The sequence below is a fragment of the Roseiconus nitratireducens genome, assembly GCF_008629675.1.
In the GTDB taxonomy this organism is placed as follows: domain Bacteria; phylum Planctomycetota; class Planctomycetia; order Pirellulales; family Pirellulaceae; genus Stieleria; species Stieleria nitratireducens.
On sequence record NZ_VWOX01000062.1, the window covers coordinates 1 to 1,298 of the forward strand.

A 1,298-nucleotide genomic window follows, 5' to 3' on the forward strand; every position below is an offset into this window, starting at 1 on the left:
GGTCCATCCGGGATTATCGTGGGTAGAGATTCAATCCGCCGCAGTAGAAATAGATCGCCGTTTTGAAGTTCTCTCGGTTTCGGTAGCCGCCGACGCGTCGTTTGATCGACATGATCTTGCTGTTGATTCCTTCGGCTACCGCGTTGGTGATTCCATGCACGCAGTAACTGACGACGTTGTCGAGACGCTCTTTGATGGTGCGTGCAACCTTCTTCAACGGAGTCAGCTTGGTGTGAATCACTCGCCGGTACCAGTCCTGAAAGAAGAGTGTCGCTGAACCCACATCCTCGTGGTGCCACAGGTCGCGAAGCATTTCCTTGTAGGCCCAAGCCTTTCCGGTCTCCAACTCTTGCTTGTAGACCGCGTCGAATCGTTCTCGCTGGGCGTCGGTCAGGTTCTCTTGCCCGGAGAGCCAGAGATAGCGAGTTCCCGTCAAGCGATCATCGCCCTGACTCTTCAGTTGCCGGTGTTCGCCGCGGCGAACTTTGTCGACCGCCTCGCTCGCCAGTTTCATGATGTGAAAGCGGTCGTGCACGATTTTGTGTTCCGCCAACGGAATGTTCTGTTTCGCACTGCGGACGAACGCGGCGCTCATATCCATCGCGATGGCTTCGACAGAGTCACGCTGTTCCTGGGAAAGCTGCGAGAAGCAGGCGTTTCCGCTTTCGGTATCGTTGCCATCGGATATCGCTTCGACCGTGCTGCGATCAAGGTTGTAAATCAACGTGATGTAGTTCTGTCCTTTTCGGAAGGCCTTTTCGTCGATGCCAATCCGTGGCATCGGTTTTGCCGACTTGCGAGCTTTCCCGCGCGCGACCGCTCTTTTGAGAATGTGCCAGGTCTCGTCCCAACTGGTCTTCAAGATGCCCTGGGCACCCTGGACGGTTTGCGTGGCGAGCAACACATCGATTGCAAAGCGTTCAAAGAACATGGTGAACCGGCTACTCTTCTCAGCCCACGGCAACGTCGCCTGCCTGACACCGTGCTCAGGGCAATTCACCCGAGGCGGTTTCGCGTGCAGGATGGTGCGGAATTGCATGGTGTCCAAGTGTCGCCAGCGACGCGACTTCGTGTGATCGTAGACCGAGCACGCCTTGCCACATTCGGGGCAGCAAAAGGAGGTTCCTTCGGGGTGCTCGACATACACGTCAACTTGCTGGGCCTCGGGATCGAGTTTGACATCCGCAACGAACCAAGGTTGCTTGAGTCCGAGGATCTGCTGGTAGAAATCGGTTTCTTGCATCGGTGCTCTCCTTTGCGAAGAATTCTACCCGACCCACAGAATTCCCGGATGGACC

The 1,298-nt window shown here is 56.1% G+C and carries 1 protein-coding gene; it reads right to left on the reverse strand.

Features of this window, described 5'->3' with window-relative positions; translation table 11 throughout:
* Nucleotides 1-13: 13 nt before the first annotated feature.
* The gene (locus FYK55_RS28695) at nucleotides 14-1,243 is read right to left on the reverse strand and encodes an ISL3 family transposase (RefSeq protein WP_150080055.1); all 1,230 of its coding nucleotides are present in this window, start codon (nucleotides 1,241-1,243) and stop codon (nucleotides 14-16) included.
* Between the last annotated feature and the right edge of the window lie 55 nt (nucleotides 1,244-1,298).